General features: G+C 67.8%; 14 protein-coding genes. 1 reads left to right on the forward strand and 13 read right to left on the reverse strand.

Annotated elements, in window-relative coordinates; translation table 11 throughout:
• Positions 1 to 160 precede the first annotated feature (160 nt).
• Positions 161 to 2,386 carry an EAL domain-containing protein gene (locus N5D48_RS06050; RefSeq protein ID WP_279882221.1) on the forward strand — a complete coding sequence of 742 codons (2,226 nt, stop codon included), beginning with the start codon at positions 161 to 163 and terminating at the stop codon, positions 2,384 to 2,386.
• Between the two features lie 117 nt (positions 2,387 to 2,503).
• Here the strand turns inward: N5D48_RS06050 and N5D48_RS06055 are convergent, their stop codons facing one another.
• The 13 genes from N5D48_RS06055 to N5D48_RS06115 all read right to left on the reverse strand — a co-directional run bounded on the left by N5D48_RS06055 (position 2,504) and on the right by N5D48_RS06115 (position 17,361).
• On the reverse strand, positions 2,504 to 3,298 hold the full coding sequence (locus N5D48_RS06055; protein ID WP_279882222.1) for a ChbG/HpnK family deacetylase: 795 nt from the start codon (positions 3,296 to 3,298) through the stop codon (positions 2,504 to 2,506).
• Positions 3,270 to 4,436 carry a GNAT family N-acetyltransferase gene (locus N5D48_RS06060; RefSeq protein ID WP_279882223.1) on the reverse strand — a complete coding sequence of 389 codons (1,167 nt, stop codon included), beginning with the start codon at positions 4,434 to 4,436 and terminating at the stop codon, positions 3,270 to 3,272. The genes N5D48_RS06055 and N5D48_RS06060 overlap by 29 nt, the downstream gene beginning before the upstream one ends.
• A gap of 4 nt (positions 4,437 to 4,440) precedes the next feature.
• Complete coding sequence (locus N5D48_RS06065; protein WP_279882224.1) at positions 4,441 to 5,130, reverse strand: N-acetyltransferase; 690 nt, start codon at positions 5,128 to 5,130, stop codon at positions 4,441 to 4,443.
• 34 nt (positions 5,131 to 5,164) lie between these two features.
• Positions 5,165 to 7,075, reverse strand: coding sequence for a hypothetical protein (locus N5D48_RS06070; protein WP_279882225.1), 1,911 nt, complete (start codon positions 7,073 to 7,075; stop codon positions 5,165 to 5,167).
• Positions 7,072 to 8,376, reverse strand: coding sequence for an oligosaccharide flippase family protein (locus N5D48_RS06075; protein WP_279882226.1), 1,305 nt, complete (start codon positions 8,374 to 8,376; stop codon positions 7,072 to 7,074). Before N5D48_RS06075 ends, N5D48_RS06070 begins: the two co-directional genes overlap by 4 nt.
• Positions 8,373 to 9,383, reverse strand: a complete 1,011-nt coding sequence (locus N5D48_RS06080) for a polysaccharide deacetylase family protein (protein WP_279882227.1) — start codon at positions 9,381 to 9,383, stop codon at positions 8,373 to 8,375. The genes N5D48_RS06075 and N5D48_RS06080 overlap by 4 nt, the downstream gene beginning before the upstream one ends.
• 9 nt (positions 9,384 to 9,392) lie before the next feature.
• Positions 9,393 to 10,529 carry a glycosyltransferase gene (locus N5D48_RS06085; protein WP_279882228.1) on the reverse strand — a complete coding sequence of 379 codons (1,137 nt, stop codon included), beginning with the start codon at positions 10,527 to 10,529 and terminating at the stop codon, positions 9,393 to 9,395.
• Positions 10,522 to 11,487: a glycosyltransferase gene (locus N5D48_RS06090; RefSeq protein ID WP_279882229.1), complete on the reverse strand. Its 966-nt coding sequence runs from the start codon at positions 11,485 to 11,487 to the stop codon at positions 10,522 to 10,524. The genes N5D48_RS06085 and N5D48_RS06090 overlap by 8 nt, the downstream gene beginning before the upstream one ends.
• Positions 11,484 to 12,854 (reverse strand): O-antigen ligase family protein, encoded by a 1,371-nt coding sequence (locus tag N5D48_RS06095; RefSeq protein ID WP_279882230.1) that lies wholly within the window; start codon positions 12,852 to 12,854, stop codon positions 11,484 to 11,486. Before N5D48_RS06095 ends, N5D48_RS06090 begins: the two co-directional genes overlap by 4 nt.
• Positions 12,851 to 14,008 (reverse strand): glycosyltransferase family 4 protein, encoded by a 1,158-nt coding sequence (locus N5D48_RS06100; RefSeq protein WP_279882272.1) that lies wholly within the window; start codon positions 14,006 to 14,008, stop codon positions 12,851 to 12,853. The genes N5D48_RS06095 and N5D48_RS06100 overlap by 4 nt, the downstream gene beginning before the upstream one ends.
• A 74-nt stretch (positions 14,009 to 14,082) precedes the next feature.
• Positions 14,083 to 15,657, reverse strand: coding sequence for a lipopolysaccharide biosynthesis protein (locus tag N5D48_RS06105; RefSeq protein ID WP_279882231.1), 1,575 nt, complete (start codon positions 15,655 to 15,657; stop codon positions 14,083 to 14,085).
• 14 nt (positions 15,658 to 15,671) lie between these two features.
• Positions 15,672 to 16,691, reverse strand: a complete 1,020-nt coding sequence (locus N5D48_RS06110; RefSeq protein ID WP_279882232.1) for a polysaccharide biosynthesis/export family protein — start codon at positions 16,689 to 16,691, stop codon at positions 15,672 to 15,674.
• A 22-nt stretch (positions 16,692 to 16,713) separates the two neighbouring features.
• Entirely contained in the window at positions 16,714 to 17,361 is a 648-nt protein-coding gene (locus tag N5D48_RS06115; RefSeq protein ID WP_279882233.1) for a CpsD/CapB family tyrosine-protein kinase, read from the reverse strand.

Consider the following 17,361-nt stretch of genomic DNA (forward strand, 5'->3'; position numbering starts at 1 on the left):
GCTTGCGAGCATGCGCCCGTCGGCTGAAAAACGCCAGTCTGGCGCAGGGGCGGCGACACGGCACCTGCCTCGGACCCATCGAGCGATGGACGGTACGAAATACCCTCAACATTGTGCGTCGAGCGCCGATAACCTCAGCATCGATCGCCAACGCCGACCTATGACCTCCTTCCGATTCCCTGATGATGAGCAGCCGCCCAGCCGGGGAGCGTTGCACCAAACCCTGAGTCGCCTGCTGCCAGTCGGCTTCGCCCTGATCGGCATCGGCCTTTCGGTCGCGCTCGGGCACCTTGACGCCCAGCGCGAGCGCAGCGAGCAACTGGGCAACCTGGCTGCCCGCCTGGCTGGGATACGCGGCGCGCTCGAGGCGCAACTGGGGGCGGCGTTCGGTGAGGCCGAGGGCATCGCCCAGCTGATTGCCAGCGATGGCGCCATCAGCCCGGCACACTTTCACAGTATGGCCCGGGACGCCTTGCAGTCGGTGCCGTACATGCGCCACATCGCGCTGGCACCGGCGGATGTGATCAGTGACATCTATCCACTTGCCGGTAACGAACAGCTGATCGGGCTGGACTATCGGCAGCTGCCCGATCAGTTTCCCATGCTGCAGTCGGCCCGCGATCAGTTCCAGGCGGTCCTGGCCGGACCCTTGCCGATCCTGCAGGGCGGCCGGGCCCTCGTCTATAGGCGACCGGTGTTCGTCGCCGGCAAGCGCGGTGTGCAGTTCTACTGGGGCAACGTGTCGATCGTGACCGACATCGACCGGCTGCTGCTCAGCGCAGGCCTGCGCCCGGACACCGCCTTTGAACTGGCGGTGCGTGGCGGTGATGGCAAGGGCGCCGAGGGCAGCATGATCTGGGGCGACCCGCAGCTGTTCGACGACCCGCAGGTCAGCATGACCGTGGAAGTGCCCGGTGGCCTGTGGCAACTGGTGGCCGCGCCTCGGGGTGGCTGGTCGGGCCTGGACCTGTTCGCCTCGCCGCTGTTCCTGTTCGCCCTGAGCTGCACGGGGTTGTTCAGCCTGTTCGTCGCCCAGCTCAACCGCAAGCAGCACCTGCTCGAGCTGCGCAACCGTGAGCTGCGCCGCTACCAGGCACAGCTCGAGCGCCTGGCGCACTACGACACCATCACCGGGCTGCCCAATCGGGTGCTGTTCCAGCAGCAACTGGGCCAGGCCATCGCCCAGGGCCACGGCCTGGCGGTGCTGTTGCTGGATATCGATGGTTTCAAGCAAGTCAACGACAGCCTCGGCCATCCGCTGGGCGACCTGCTGCTGCAACAGGCCACCGCGCGCTTCCTGCAGGCGCTGGACAGCCAGGATCGTGTCTGCCGCCTGGGCGGCGACGAGTTCGTGTTCATGCTGCAGGGCACGCAAGGGCAGGTGAACCAGCAGGTCCGCACCCTGCTGCGCTGCCTGCAGCGGCCCTTCGACCTCAACGGCAACGCCGCCCTGGTCACCGGCAGCATCGGCGTGGCGTGGTGCCCGCGCCATGGCGAGGATGCCGATAGTCTGCTGCGCCACGCCGACACGGCCATGTACGCGGCGAAGGAAGCCGGGCGCGATGCCTGGCGAGCCTATCATCCGGACATGACCGAGCGCCTGCAGCAGCGCCTGGAGCTGGAGCGCAACCTGCGCCGGGCGCTGGAGCACAATGAGTTCGAGCTGTGGTACCAGCCCAAGGTCGATCTGTTCAGTGGTCAGTTGCAGGGGGTGGAAGCCCTGTTGCGCTGGCGTGATCCCCAGCATGGCCTGGTATCGCCTGGCGAGTTCATCCCCCTGGCCGAACGCACCGGGTTGATCATTCCGCTGGGTGAGCGGGTGCTGGAGCTGGCCTGCGCGCAGCTGGCCGAATGGCGCGCCAGCGGGGATGGGTGCGGTCCCTTGGCGATCAACGTCGCCGCCTTGCAGATCGAACGCAGCGACTACGTGACCAGCCTTGCCTGCGCCCTGGAACGCCATGACCTGCCGGCCAACCTGCTGGAGGTGGAGATCACCGAGAGCCTGCTGATGGAAAGCCAGCAGCAGGCCTGCGCGGTGCTGGCGCAGCTGCAGGGCATGGGCGTGGCCACGGCGGTCGACGACTTCGGCACCGGCTATTCGTCGCTGGCCTATCTGCGTGCGTTGCCGATCGACCACCTGAAGATCGACCGCGCCTTCATCAAGGACCTGCCGGGTGACGATGACGCGGTGGCCATCGCCCGGGCGATCATCGACCTGGGGCACGCCCTGGGCTTTCGCATCACCGCCGAAGGCATCGAGACCCAGGAACAGTACGATTTCCTGCGTCACGCCGGTTGCGACCAGGGCCAGGGTTTCCTGCTCGGACGACCGATGCCGGCCGAGGCGCTGCACCGCTGGCTGGTCGAAAACCACGCACGGCGCTAGGCAGCGCATTGCTCGCTTCGCCGGCAAGCCATGCGCGGTACCTGTGGGAGCGGGTTCACCCGCGAACACCTGCGTGGCCGGTGCCAGGCACCGCTGCTCTCACAAGGGCCGCGTGGGTCAGGGACGCAGCGCGGCCATTGGCCTCTCGCTCTGCCCAAGGCTCGCATAGCCGACCCGCGGCACCTGGCCCAGGCGCTGCTCGACCAAGGCCAGCAACGACTCCCCGGTGGCCAGGTAGGCATCGCCGAAATCGTGCCCGCCCAGCGCGCTGGGATGGGCGACCACCTCCAGCACGCCATGCGCGGGCGCCAGGCCGGCCTTGAGGTCGGCCGGCGTGCAGACGAAGTCGGCGGTGCTCCCGGCGAGCTGGCGCAGACGGCGGTTGAGCAGGGTCTTGAACGCCCGCTTGAGTGGCCCGATGTTGTGCCCCACATTGCGCGCCAGGCGCACCGGCACGCCCTGGCTGCGGGCGAAGCGGGCGACGATCGTGCCGACTGGCCAGATGTTGTGCACGTGCTGGTGCGAATCCAGATGGCTGGGCATCAGGCCATGGTCCAGGCAGTGCTTCCACTGTGCTTCGAGTTCTTCTTCCACGGCCGCCTGCTCGCGACGGGACAGGCGCAGGGTGCGCTGCTTCAGGCGTAGGTCGAATTCGCCATGGGGCGCACAGAAGCGTGGCTCGGCAAGGATCGCCCGGCTCAGCGGGCGTCCGTAGGTCAGGTTGAAGTGCAGCCCGATCCGCCCCTTGAGCGTCGGTTGCCGGGCCAGCACGCAAGCGGCGGGGAAGGCCGGCATGTTGGCCATGGCAGTGGCCGAACTGATCAGGCCGGCCTGGAAGGCATGCAGGATGACCGCGTTGGTATGGGCGCTGAGGCCGAAATCGTCAGCGTTGACTATGACCTGGGACGGCATCGGGATGCTCCTGTGGCGGGGTGGGGGCGACAGTGCCAGGCGTGTGGGCGGTCCTGCGCAGGCGCGGCTTGAGCCATTGCCAGGCACGCAACGCCAGACCCAGCAGGACGCCGTCGAGGCGCCAGCTGTAGCTGCTCAGGCGCCACTGCTCGATCTGGCCGGTCATGCGTTCGAGAAGCTGATGGCTGGAGTTTTCCAGGCTGACCCGTGACGCGTCGATCCACTTCCAGTCCTCGTCCAGACCCCAGTGAATCCATTCTTCGAGCAGCACGCGGCCGCTACCCAGGTCACGATGCTCGGGCACGAAGGCGAGGTTGTAGTCGTATACCCGGCCCCGTTCGAGCAGGCCCAGGCGGTAGCTGATGCAGCGTCCGTCCAGTTCGAGCAGCACCAGGCACACCAGGCCTTCGGCGGCCAGCGCGGTGAAGGCCTGGTACATCCACTGGCGCCGTTGCGTGCCGGAAAAGATGCCGACCTCGTCATCGCCTTTCCAGCTGACGGCTTCCACGGCACTGATGGCGTCGAGCAGTGCCGGCATGTTGCTGGCGTCGGCCATCACCCGGCGTACCCGAGCGCCGCAGGCGTCGATGCGCTTGCGTGCGCGGCGTAGCTTGTAGCGTGGATCGCCGCTGACTTCCTGGCGATCGCCCTCGTTGACGCGATGCACCGGCACGCGGCAGGTCAGGCGCTGCTGCCAGGTGGAACTGGCGCTGGCCCACTGGCGCAGCCAGCCTTGGGTCTCGACGCTGTCCGGCACTTCGCTCAGCTGCAGCAGCGCGTGGGGCAGCCGCTTGCGGATGGCCTGCAGTACCTGCTCGGCGTACAGCGCCGGCAGGTCGATGAGCAGGGCGATACGGTCGCTCAGCGGGTAGCCCAGGTGACGCACCACCGGGGCGAACAGCGGCCCGAACGGTTCGCGGGCGCGTACCAGAGGCAGGCACAGGCACAGGCGCTCGTCCTGGTAGCCCAGCAGCACCTGCAGTTGCTGCCCCGGCTGCAGGACGGCCTCGGCGGCGCGCAGCCAGCCGAGGTGGTTGAATGGCGTGCTGCCGGGCAGGCGCTTGCGCAGCGCCTCGTACTCGGCGGCGGGGAAGTCGTGGGTGCGCAGCGAGGCGCACCATTTCAGCTGCAAGGCCATGGGCTCAGGTCGCCGTGGTCGTGGAGGTGGCGGCCTCGGGCTTGCGCAGCGGCTCCAGGCGCGATTCGGTGTAGCGGCTTTCGCGGAAGAACTTCCAGCGACCGAACAGGCAATACACGTTCATGATCCGGCGTTGCTCCTGGTAGCCCATGCGCAGGTGCAGCTTGAGCGCGGGGATGTTGTGCTGCTCGCACACGTCCACCACCTTGGTGCAGCCCTTGGCGGCCATGGCTTTCCACAGCGCCAGTTGCAGGTCCACCGACAGTTCCGTGCCCCAGTAGCGGCGGATCAGCTCGCCGCCGAACTCGAAGAATTCGCCAGGCCCCACCGGGAACCAGCAGCCATAGTAGTGACGGTCGTGATAGTGGCGGTTGCTGCCCCAGATGAACGCCACGGCATCGTTGTCGTCGTCGAGGAACATCAGCCCGGTGTGGCCCTCGGCGGCCAGCTCGCGCATGGTTTCCACCCGGTCGCCGAAGTGGCGGGCGAAGGCCTTTACGTTATGCGCGGTGATGGTCTCGATGCGCAACGGACCGTAGGGCTTCAAGCGGTGGGGTGGGACCGGGCTCACCAGGTCGCGCTCCATCCACAGCAGCTCCCAGTGGTAGAAGACATAGTGCCTGAAGGCGCTACCGAGGGTTTCGCGCAGTCCCTTGCGCTTGATGCGATCCTGGATCTTGGTCAATGCAGTCATGGTGCCTCCTGGGAATGGCAGGTCGAGGTGCGTCTCATGACGCGCTCCAGGTCAGGGCGAACACGGTCTGCCCCGGCAGTTGAAAGCGGATCTGGCCGTCGCGGCAGCTGAAGCTGGCGCGGCGGCTCTGGTTGTCGGGGCCGAACAGCTCCAGCTGGCCGGCGGGACAGTCGTTCAGGGTCAACGCCACGTGTTGCAGGCGTTCGGCCTTGTTCACCCCCAGCAGGCTGCGCTGGCGCTGCCGGGCCATGGCCAAGGCATCGACCTCGAAGGCATCGTTGTCCAGGGCCAGCACCTGGTCGAGCCAGTGGCGCTGGATGAACTGCTGCGCCAGGCCCACGGGCTTGAGCTCGTAGCGCTGGTTGCCGGCGTCGCGCAGCATGCCCTTGGGCCACTCGGGCTCGTCGGCGACGTGGAACCAGTTGAGCATGTCGAGCAGGCCGTCGCTGGCCGCATTGATCACCACCGAGGTCCACCACAGGCCCGCGTAGTGGGTGTTCTGGTCGTAGGGGCTGAGGCTCGAGCCGCTGGAGAGGTTGGTCTGGTCCAGCAACAGCGCCTTGCGCGGTCGGCCAGCGGCGTCGAGCCCCACCAGGCTCGCGGCTTGGCGCACGCTGTCGCGGTAGCTGCGGGTAGCCAGCAGGTCGCGCACCATCCACTCGTGCCAGGCCAGGGCGTCGATCTGCTCGCCGTGTTCGGCGAGCAGGCGCCGGGCCCAGTCGATGCCGCGACGCTGTTTGGCGTTCTCGGCGAACGGGCCATCGACCAAGCGCGACGACGCCGGCATGGCGATGCGCACGCCGGCCTCGCGGGCACCGGGGTAGTCACGCACGCGCTTGGCCATGGCCTGGAAGAAGTCGCGATAGCTCGGGTAATCGCGGTAGTTGAGGTTGGGTTCGTCGGCGAAGGCCAGGTAGTGCGTGCCCTTGCCGCCCAGGGCCTTGGTCGCCTCCAGCCAGGCGCCCAGCGCGTCGTTGCTGGTGCGGTCGCTCCTCAAGTCGGCGATCCGGGCGCTGCCGGCCAGCAGGGTGATGTCCTGGCGAATGCCGAAACGTTCCTGGTAGAGCTTGCGCCAGGCGTTCTCGAAATCGGGCTGGCGTTGCAGCACGTCGACGAAGCTGTAGAACCCGGCCGCCTGGGGGCGCAGGGCGTCCAGCGCCGCGAAGCTGCTGGCGGGCGGCAGCACATAGGGCAGGGCCACGCCGAGCCGTGGCGTGGGCCCCAGGACCTTGCCGCCCAGGGTCAGGCGTACCTGGCCGTCTGCCTGGGGCAGGTCGCCAAGGTCCTCGGCGCGCTGGGCGAACAGGTTGGCACTGCCATCGAGCCAGAACGCCGCCTTGCCGCTGCCCAGCAGGCCCAGGCGCCAGGTTTCGTCGTGCTTGCTGGCGGGCAGTGCCTGCTGGTCGAAGCGCCAGTAGGCGCGGTAGGGCTTGAGCGCCAGCTGCACCCGGCGCCCGTCGCCGAGGCGTTCGGCGAACAGGCCGTGGACGCCGCCGTGGTACTTGCCGGCCAGCACGGCCTGTTCGCCGGCCTTGACCCGGAAGTACAGGGCGACCCCCGGCCCCACTTCGGCGGCGAAGTGCACCTTGGCCGGGGCGAACAGCGCGCGGGTGCTCTCCTGATGCTCGATACGGTAGTCACGGAAACTGTAGCCGGGCACTTCCAGGCGATAGACCCCGTTGCCGCTCGGCAAGGGCCAGCGTTGTTCGCCGCGTACCTGCGCGGCCTGGATCAGGCGCTCGCCGGCCAGGCGCCCGTGGCCGTCCAGCAGGAACAGGCGCTCCTGGTTGGCATCGGCCTGCCAGGCGGGCCGCCACTGGATGCGCAGCTCATCGCTCTGGGTCGGCAGCATGTACAGGCTGCCATCGCGAATGTCGCCCCATTGCACGGGGGTGGCCAGCGCGGGTTGCGCCAGCAGCGCGCCGGCCAGCAACAGGATCCTCATGCCGCCCTCCGTAGCAGGATCTGCCGCAGCGGGGCCAGGTCCGAGGGCAGGATGATCAGGGTCTGCCCCAGCGGCACGCCGCTGAGGCGGCAGTACAGCACCAGCATGGCCACGGTCACTGCCAGGTAGGCGATGGACGAGGCCGCCGCCGCGCCGACGATGCCCCAGGTGGGGATAAGCAGGATGTTCAGCAACAGGTTCAGGGCAGCGCCGATCCCCATCATCAGCGAGACCGTGCCGGGCCGGTTCTTGCCCAGCAGGTCCAGGCGCAGGATGCTCGCGTAGCACAGTCCCAGCAGGCCCGGCAGCAAGGCCAGCAGCGCCGGGTAGGCCGGCGCGTACTCGGCGCCGAACAGGGTGACGATCAGCCAGTGGCCGATCAGCGCCATGCCCAGGCAGGCGCCGAGCATCACCGTGGCGGTCAGGCGCAGCGCCAGTGGGGTGATTTTCTCCATGCCGGCATCCTGTTGCAGCAGGCGTTTCATCAACGGCGTGGTCACCGCCTCGGGCACGATCAGCAGCAGCTCGGCGGCGGCGCTGGCCATGGCGTAGTGGCCCAGGGCGGTGCTGCCAAGCATGGCGCCGATGAACAGGTAGTCCGAGCGCAGGATCAATTGCTGGAACAGCAGGTCGGGATGGCTCTTGGCACTGTAGCTCAGCAGCTCGCGCTGGCCGCCGCGGTCCCAGCGCAAGGCCAATGGATGCTGGCGACGCAGCCACCACAGGCCGAGCACCAGGACCAGGGCGATGCCGCACAGCCAGCTGATCAGCGCGGCCTCCAGCGCATCGTCGCGCCACATCCAGAACAACCCGAGGAACAGCAGCAGCGGCGCCAATGATTCGCACAGGCGCAGGGCGTTGAAGGCGCCGACGCCGCCGCTGGCATTGTGCAGGGTCAGCAGGCCGCTCTTGAGCACGGTCATCGGCACCGCCAGCAGCAACAGCCAGGCCAGCAAGCCCAGCTGCACGGTGACTTGCAGATCGGCGCCGAACTCGCGTACCAGCAATACGCAAGCCAGGGTCAGCATCCCGGCCAGCAGGCAGCCGTAGACCAGCACCTGGGTCAGCAGCAGGCCCATGTCGCGCTGCTTGGCCGCCTGGTAGCCGACCGCGCTGTTCAGGCCACCGCTGGTGGCGGCGCTGATCAGGTCGGGCAGGGTGCTGAGCAGGGCGAACAGGCCGCGCTCGCTGGGCCCGAGGATGCGCGCCAGCAGCACGTTGCGCAGCAGGCGCAGGGCAATCATCGCCAGCTTCGTGCCCATGCTCAGCGCCAGGTGGCGCAGGTAGCTGTTGGGGTTCATCCACGCTCTCCACGGCTGATGCGCCAGGCCAGCAGCGAAGGCCGGCTGGCGTTGCGCTGGCTGACGCCGATGCGCGGCAGGGCCAGCGGGTCGTCGTGGCCCTGGCAGATCCCCGGGCGGGTGCTCAGGGCGTAGGGGTAGCGGTGCGCGGCGACCCGGGCGCGCACGCGCTCGTCGTGATCGCCGTTGGGGTAGCAGTAGACCGGCAACGGTTCGCGGCAACCTTGGTTGAGGGCCGCGTGGCTGCGTTGCAGCTCCTCGTCCAGGCGGTGGTCGTCCAGGTAGGGCAGCAGGGCATGGCTGGCGCCGTGCGGACCGAAGCGCACCAGGCCGGAGTCCTCGAGGGCGCGCACCTGCTGCCAGTCCATGGCCTGGGGCAGCGACTCCGGTGGGCAGGCGTCGGTCAGCACATGCAGGGCCTGGGGGCTGAGGCTCTTCAAGGTCTGCAGGTAGCGCGCCAGGACCAGGCTGCGGGCCTTGCTGTGGTCGTGCATGAAGTAGGCCGCGGGCAATGGCCGGCCGAGCTTGCGCAGGCGTTCGATCAGTTGGCGGCGGGCATCTTCGCCATGGGAGCCCCACAGGGTCTCGCCGACGCTTTCCCACCAGAAGCGCTGGCGGCTGCCGATGTAGTCGGTGGACAGGAAGATGCTCGCCGGCACCTGGTGACGCTGCAGCAGCGGGAAGGCGTTGACGGCGTTGTCGCGCCAGCCGTCGTCGAAGGTCAGGGCGACCTTGGGGCGGTGGTCGCCACGTGGTTCCTCGTGGCTCTTGAGCAGGTCCATGAGACTGACGCAGTCGAAATGCCGGGGCAGCCAGCGCAGCAGCCCTTCGAAGGCCCGAGGGCCGACGCACAGCTCGTTGCGATGGGGCAGGGCGGCGCTGGCGTCATCGGCCAGCACCCGGTGCAGCATGAGAATCACCCCGGAGCCCCGCAGTGCGGCACGTCCGCGCGGGGATTTGAAATAGAACCAGCCACTGGCCTGCTTGATGTGGGTCTTGATCGGCATGTCCGTCGCTCATCGATTCTGGTCGGGGTTCCATTGGCTGTAGCTGTGCCCGCGCAGGAACTGCCACAGGCCCACGCTCATGCCGGCGAAGGTGACCAGCACGAAGGCGGCCAGGCGAAACGGGCGCGGCAGACGCCGCTGGGCGTCGAGCAGGCCGGCGATGGCGGCGGCGTAGCCGAGCAGTTGCAGGGCCAGGGTCAGGCGATAGAAGCCTGGTTCGGCGGCCAGCCACAGGTTGGCCAGCAGCAGCGGCAGGAGCAGCACCGGGGCCAGGCGGCGGATCAGCTTGTGGCTGATCAGGGCGATGGCATACAGGCCGTGACGCGCCGGGTTGAGCAGCTCGCGGCGCGCGGCCAGGCTCAGCAGGCCGCCGACGGTGACACGCTGGCGGCGGCGGAACTGCTTGTCGGCTTGGTCCACGCCCTGGTCAAGCACCACGGCCTCGGGTACATAGACGATGCGCATGCCGGCGGCCGGGGCGCAGGTGCTGATGAAGAAATCGTCGTTGACCTGCCTGGGAATCGGCTGGTACAGCGCCCGGCGCAGGGCCAGCAGCGCGCCGTCGGCCGAGACCATGCAGCCGGTGCGGTTCTCCACCTTGCGTACCCAGGCCTCGTAGTGACGGTACAGGCTGTCGCCGATGCTCAGGCCCTTGCCTGGGTCGGGAATGATCATGTGCCCGGCGGTGCCACCGACCTGCTCGTCGGCGAAAGGCGCCAGCAGCAGGCCAAGGGTATTGGCCGACCATTGGTTGTCGGCATCGGTGAACACCAGCAACTCGCCCGTGCAGTGCTGCACGGCGCTGTTCAGCGCGTCGGCCTTGCCCAGGCGCGGCAAGTCGAGCACCAGTACCCGCGGATCGCACAGCGCGCGGGCCAGGGCCACGGTGCGGTCGCTGGAGCCGTCGCTGGCGACCACCACCTGCAGCTCGGCGGCCTGGTAGTCCTGGCCGAGCACGCTGGCAAGCTTGGCCTCGATATGGCGCTCTTCGTTGTGCGCGGCGATCACCACGCTGACCCGTTGCGCGGCAAGCGGCCCTGGCGTGCGCCGAGGGCACAATGGCGCGGCCAGGGTCAGCAGCAGCGGGTAGCCAACCCAGGCGTACAGTGGCAGCAGCAGGCAAAGCCAGAAGATGAACTCAGCCACGGGCGGGCCTCCTTGCGGTGCGGTTGAACAGGCTGAGGATGAACGCCGCGCCCGCCAGGTGCAGGCGCAGCCAGTGCAGGCCCCAGAGCTGCAGCGTCAGTAGCAGGTCGCGATGCCTGCGGCTCTGGCGCAGGCTCAGGAGCAGGGCGGGCAGGGCGCTGATCAACAGCAGGAACAGCGCCACATGGGGGAAACCATCGAGCAGCGCCGACAGGGCCATGGCATCCAGTATCCAGGCTCCCACCGAAAGCATCGGGAAGCGCAGCAGGCGCAGGCTCACGCCATGGCTGCGGAGCAATTGCAGGTGGCTACCCTGTCGCCACATCTCCTTGCCCAGCCATTCGCGCCAGTTGGCCTCGAAGCCCCAGTGCAGCACCGCCGGTTGGCGCAGCACGCGCAGGCGCGCGCCGGACTCGTGCAGGCGCAGGGTGAAGTCCTTGTCCTCGCCGGTGCGCAGGTGTTCGTCGAAACCGCCGACCTGCTCGAACCAGCTACGGCGCATCAGCAGGTTGGGGGTGGGCAGCCAGGTGCTGTCCTGCACGGTCTGGCCGGTGCGCAGGGTTCGGCGCTGCCAGGCCTGGGCGAACCACGGGGCATGGCGCGGGGTGTCGCAATCCAGGGCGAAGACATCGCCATCGCCCCGGCGTTGCAGGTCCAGCAGCAGGTCCAGCCAGTGCTCGGGCACTTCGATATCCGCATCGAGGAACGCCAGCCACTCCCCCTGGCTGGCGCGCACGCCGGCATTGCGCAGGGCGCCGATGGCCACGCCGGGCAGGCTCAGCACCTGGGCGCCATGCTCGCGGGCGATCCGCGGGCCGTCGTCGCTGGAGCCGTTGTCCACCACGATCAGCTCGCAGGCCAGCCCCGCCGCGCTGGCCGAGCGGCGCGCGGCGTCCAGCGTGCGGCCGATATGGCGGGCCTCGTTGAACATCGGGATGACGATGCTCACCCGACTCATCGGATCACCTCCGTGGACTGCCGATCGCGTGCCTGGCCGAGCAGCACGCTGGAGAGCGCGAGCATCAGCCACAGGTACTTGTGGCTCGGTGCGCTGAGGAACATCAGGAACAGGCCGATGGCCAGCATGCTCATGGTCAGGTGGGTCATCAGGTCGGCCTGGTCAGGATCGCCGGCGGCGCGGAAGGCGGCGCGCGCGCGCCAGAAATTGCGCAGGGCCAGGGCGATCATGCCGACGAACAGCAAGCCCGCCGGCAGGCCGACCTCGCTGAACAGCTCCAGGTAGGTGTTGTGGGCGCGGCGGTAGAGGTCGGTGGTCTTGCTGTTGACCGGGGCGAAGGCCTTGGAGAACCCCGTGTCGGCGTAGTGCAGCGGGAACGTGCCGGGTCCGGTGCCGAGCAGCGGGCTGTGGCTGATCATCTCCTTGCCCACCACCAGGTAGGAGGCGCGCCGGCCCAGGGACTCGTCCTGGTGGGCGTTGACCCCGGACTTGAGCAGCATCAGCGACTGGATGCGCTCGGCATAGCCTGCCGGCATCAGGGCCACGCCCAGGGGCAGGACGATGGCCAGGCCGAGCATGGCGAAGCCCAGGTGGCGCGGGCGAATGCGTGTCAGCTGTTCGCGGTAGTTGTACAGCACGATGCCCAGGCTGATCAGCAGCACCACCAGCCCAGAGCGCGATTCGGTCTTGGTCATGCCCACCAGCAGCAGCAGGCAGCAGCCGGCCCAGAACAGCTTGACCGGGATCTGCCGGGCCTTGATCGCCAGCCACAGCCCCAGCGGCATGGCGATGGTGATCAGCAGGGCGAAGGCGTTGGGGTCGAGCATGGCCGAGGCACGGCCTTGCTCCTGGTACTTGGTGGAGAAGATCGCGAACAGGCAGGTGACGCAGACGCTGACGGTGATCAGTCGGGCCAGCATCGGCAGGTTGAGGTCGCGACCGACCAGCAGGGTGATGACGAACACCACCAGGCCCACCAGCAGTTCGCGCAGGTGCCCGCCCGACAGGGCCAGGTCGTCACTGGCCCACAGGCTCAGCAGGTACAGGGCCATGAACGGTAGCAGCAGTCGCCACTGGTTGCTGCGCAGGCGCTCGCCGGGCAACTGGCGTACCGCCAGTTGCAGGCTGAGGATCAGCACCAGGCCGATGCCCACCAGCTTGGCGCCGGACACCAGGCCATCCTTGAGCAGCCCTTCCAGTGGCACCAGGGTGGCGATGGCCAACAGGCCCCAGGCCGGCTTGCGGTACAGCACCAGCACGCCGGCCAGGCCGATCACGCCGCCGGGGGCCAGGAACGGGTAGGGGCTGGCCAGCAGTCCCAGGCTCAGCAGGGCCACCAAGGCCACCAGTGACAGGGGAATGATCATGCGACAACCTCCTCGGCCGTGCCCCGATAGACCAGGGCCCAGCGTTGTGCCAGGGTCGGCAGGTGGTAGCGTTCGCGTTGCGTCTGGCGTGCGCCGGCGACCAGTTCGGCGGCTTGCTCGGGGTCCTGCAGCAGGGCCTCGAGGTGCGTGCCCAACTCGTCGCTGGCCAGGGGCGCGGCCAGCAGGCCGTTGCGGCCATGTTCGATGACATCGGGGATGCCGCCGACTCCGAAGGCCACCACTGGCACGCCGTCCTGCATGGCCTCGAGCAGGATCATCGGCGTGCCTTCGGTGCGCGAGCTGATGACCAGGGCGTCCAGGCGTTTCATCCAGGCGCGCATGTCGCGCTGGAAGCCCGGCAGGGTGATGCGCCCGGCAAGACCGGCGGCGTCGATGCGGGCCTGCAGGGTTTCGCGTTCGGGGCCTTCGCCGAGCATCACGGCGTGGACCTGCGGGTGACGCTGGCACACCGGGATCAGGGTATCGAGGAACAGGTCGGGGCCTTTTTCGCTGGACAGGCGGCCGACGTAGGCGGCGAGCCAGGGTTTTGGGTCGTGATCGCAATCCCTGTAGGAGCGGCCTTGTGTAGCGATCGGGCGCGAAGCGGCCGCCGCCGCTAGGTAATCCGATGTGCCTGACTTATCGGCGTGGGTGGCCTTGGGGCCGCTTTGCGGCCCATCGCGACGCAAGGCCGCTCCTACATGATCTTCATCAGCCGTGCGGGCTTCAGGCAGACCGTTGGGAATCACCTGCAACTTGGCCTCGGGCACGCCAGCATCGCGGTGGATGCGGGCGATGCTCTCGGCCACGCACACCACGGTGTCCACCGTCGGCGTGCGGCACAGTTGCAGGCTCAGCCAGGTATAGAAACGCTGCTTGCGGCTGCGCGGGGTGAAGCCATGCTGGGTGCTGACCATTGGCAGGCGCCACAGTGTGGCGCCGATCCAACCGAACAGCTGGCCCTTGAAGTTGTGGCTGTTGATCAACGGACGTTGGCCGCGCTGCGCGCCGAGTACCTTGAGCACCGCCCCCAATCCGTGGCAGGTGTCGCACTCGACCCCGGCCTCGCGAAAACGCGCCACCAGATCGGCCGGGGCATCGAGGAACAGCACCCGATGCCGGCCGGGCGTGGCCTGGCAATGGTCCAGGAGCATGCGCTCGGCGCCGTAGAACCCGCCACTGCCGAGCAGGTGCAGGATCGGCCGGCTGCCGGCATGCAGCGCGGCGTTCAATTGCGCACCCAGTGCCACAGGCGTGGCAGCGACCAGCTCTTGTGCGGGTTGGGCAGGGCCGGGGTCTGGTCGTTGATCACCAGCAGCACCGGCAGGCCCAGTTCGTGGCTGATCTGCGCCGGATGCTTGAAGCGGTGGTCGAAGAACTCCTTGACGTAGACCACGGCGATGGCCAGCAACAGGCCGGTGACCAGGCCGAACGGAATGATCAGGCCAGGTTTCGGGAAGCTCGCCGAGGCCGGTTCGTAAGGTGCGCTGAGGATCCGCGCGTTGGATTGGCTGCCATCGAGCAGGCCCTGGCCACGGCTTTCCTCATAGCGCTGGGCATAGGTGGAGAAGGCCTTGTGCAGCGCGTCGATCTCGGTGTCCAGCTGGCGGGTCTTGCTCTGGGTTTCGCGCAGTTGGTGGATGCGATCGGTGTAGTCGGCGATGCGTTGGGTCTTCTGGTTGATCACCTGCTGGGTCACGGCCAGATCCTGTTGCCGCTCACGGATGCGGTTCTCGACGATCTTGAGGAACTGCGCGCGCAACTGGGCGATCTGCTGGCGGGCCAGCACCATCTGGTCGGAACCTGGCTGGAATACCGTGGCATCGCCGTTGTAGCGGGCCAGCAGGGTGGTCAGCTGCTCGCCGAGCTGCTTGATCTCGCGGTCCTCGAAGGCCACGTTGTCGACCGTGGTGGTGAAGGTGTAGGGGAACGCGTAGTCGGCCATCTTCGCCTTGCTGGCCGCGGCCAGGCTGGTCTGCAGGTAATCGAGCCACTTCTGGTTCTGCAGCTGGCGATCACGTTGCAGGTTGAGCGCCTGTTCCTCGGTGTTGATGGCATTGAGGCGGAAGGTGATCTCTTCCTTGGGGTCCGACGAGCCGATGGCGGTCAGCAGGCCCAGGCGCTGGCTTTCCAGGTCACCCAGGCGAGCCTGGTAGTGCAGCTTCTTCTGTTCATAGAAGGCTTCGGGCAACTCGTTGGATTGCAGGTCCTGGCGGTTGGTCAGGAAGTTATCGAGCAGGCGGCTGACGAACAGCGTGCCCAGTTTCGCATCGTCGGCGCTGTAGGTGATCGAGATCACGTTGGAGCCAGGCAGGGTTTCCACCTTGAGATCCTTGACCGCCTGGTCGGTGAGGGCGTCGAGCTGGGTATCGCGGTCATCGGCCACGTTGTTGCCGAACACCCGGTGCAGCGGCTCGATCACGCCATGGCGCAGCGGATCGATCAGGGCGCGGCGCAGCAGGCCGGGTTCGTCGGGGTAGTGCCCCTCCTTGCGCAGCTCGCCGAGGGTCTGGCGGATCAGGGTGGGCGAGCGCAGGATGTTGCTCTCGGTCTCCATGTCGGCCAGCGACGGTGGGATGAACTGGTCGGCCTGCTGGCCCAGCGCCGAGGTGGTGTCGCTCTGCGAGAGCTTCTTCGACTGCACGATGACTTCGGCGGTGATGTCGTAGCTTTGCTTGAGCACCAGCGGCAACAGCACGGCGATCACCGCGAACACCAGGAACACCCGCTTCACCAACTGGCGGTTGGCGAAGAAGATGCGGAAGAACTCATGCACATAGTTTTCTTTCGGTTGCGTGGTCATGGTCCGTCCCCCGGTCAGTCGTCGCTTTCTTTGTTGTCTACGCGGTAGCTGAAGCTGAAGCCGAAGCCCTGGAACAGCACCACGTCGGCCAGTTGCCGGGACAGCTCGGCGGCGCTGGCCAGCTTGGTCTTGGGCACATAGAGCATGTCTTCGGGCTGCAGGTAGGCGAGTTTCTGGCTGCCGCCGGAGAGCGCCTGGTCGACGTCATAGTTGACGGCGTGAACGGTGTTGCCTTCGCGGCGCATGATCACCACCGAGCCGAGCTTGGCCTTGAGGGTCGGGCCTCGGGCCAGGGTCAGTGCCTCGAGCACCGAGACCGGGCGGCGGATCTGGAAGGCGCCGGGCTGGCCGACTTCGCCGAGCACATAGATCTCGTTGGCGGCGGTGGACTTGAGCAGCACGTCCACGCTCATGCGTCCGGGCAGGCTGGCATAGCGCTCGTTGAGGTAGTCGCGCAGCTGGTTGACGGTCATGCCCTGCAGCGGCACCGAACCGATTTCCGGGAAGGTGGCGCGACCGTCGTTGCCCACGGTGATGTCGCGGCTCATGCCGGTGCCGGGGTGGGTCAGGGCGTTCTTCAGGTTGATTTCGTCGGTCATCGGGCTCAGCACCCGCACGGTGACCTGGTCGCGGTTGGGCTTGAACACCCGCTTGTCCTGATAGGCCTGGCGGATCGCGCTTTCAGCCTGGCCCGGGGTCATGCCCTCGACGCGTACCGCCGAGTTGGTGCTGGGCAGGGTGATGGTGCCGTCGGGCTGCACCAGCTGGTTGCCGTTCAGGCCGCTGGCGGCCATGAAGTTCAGGTCCAGGGTGTCGCCGGACTGGATGCGGTAGACCCCCGCGGAGCGGTTGCTGACATGGAAGATCACTTCCAGCACGTCTTGCGGGCGCAGCACCTGCTCGCGCCGGGCAACCTCCGTGGCCTGGCTCTCCGCCGCCGGCGCGGTGAGGATCTGCACCGGCATCTCGCGGCTTTCCTGGCTGGCGCAGCCGGTCAGGGCCAGCACGCACAGGGCAATCGATGGGTATCTCATGGCGTTCATCCTGTGCGGCCTCTCAGAGGTTGTCGTACAGCCACTTGGGCATGTAGTACTTGCGCTTGTTGAACACGCTGCCGATCAGGCGCGCGCCGGCCTGGGTCAGGCGTTGGGCGGCGGCCTGGGCAACTTCCCAGCGGGTTTCCTCGGCGGTGACCACCAGGATCACGCCGTCGACCAGGGTGCCGATTACCAGGCTGTCGGCGCTGGCGTAGATGGCTTCACCGTCGATCACCACGAAGCGGTACTGGTTGCTCAGCTGTTGCAGCAGTACGCGCAACTGTTCGTGGTCGAGGCGGTCGCGGCCGCGTTTCCAGGTGCCCACCGGCAGCACGTCGAACGGCTGGTCGGACAGGCGCACGATGCAGTCCTGGGCCAGGGGCGGGGTGTCCTGGTCGAACAGCAGGTCGCTGTAGCCGCGCAGCTTGGTCAGGCCCAGCTGCTGGCTGAGGCCGCCGGGGGTCAGGCTGGCATCGATCAGCAGCACGTTGCCCGCGCTCATCAGTGCCAGCTGGCTGGCGAAGGCCAGGGCGCTGGTGCTGGTGCCACTGCCGGTGTTGGCCGCGGTCAGCAGCAGGGTGCGCTGGTCGAGGTCGAGCACGGTGGCGGTCAGGTTGGTTTCGCTTGGGGTAGCGATCGTCAGGCTTCTTGAAGTTGAACCGTCCAT

This window comes from Pseudomonas sp. GD03858 (genome assembly GCF_029840925.1).
In the GTDB taxonomy this organism is placed as follows: domain Bacteria; phylum Pseudomonadota; class Gammaproteobacteria; order Pseudomonadales; family Pseudomonadaceae; genus Aquipseudomonas.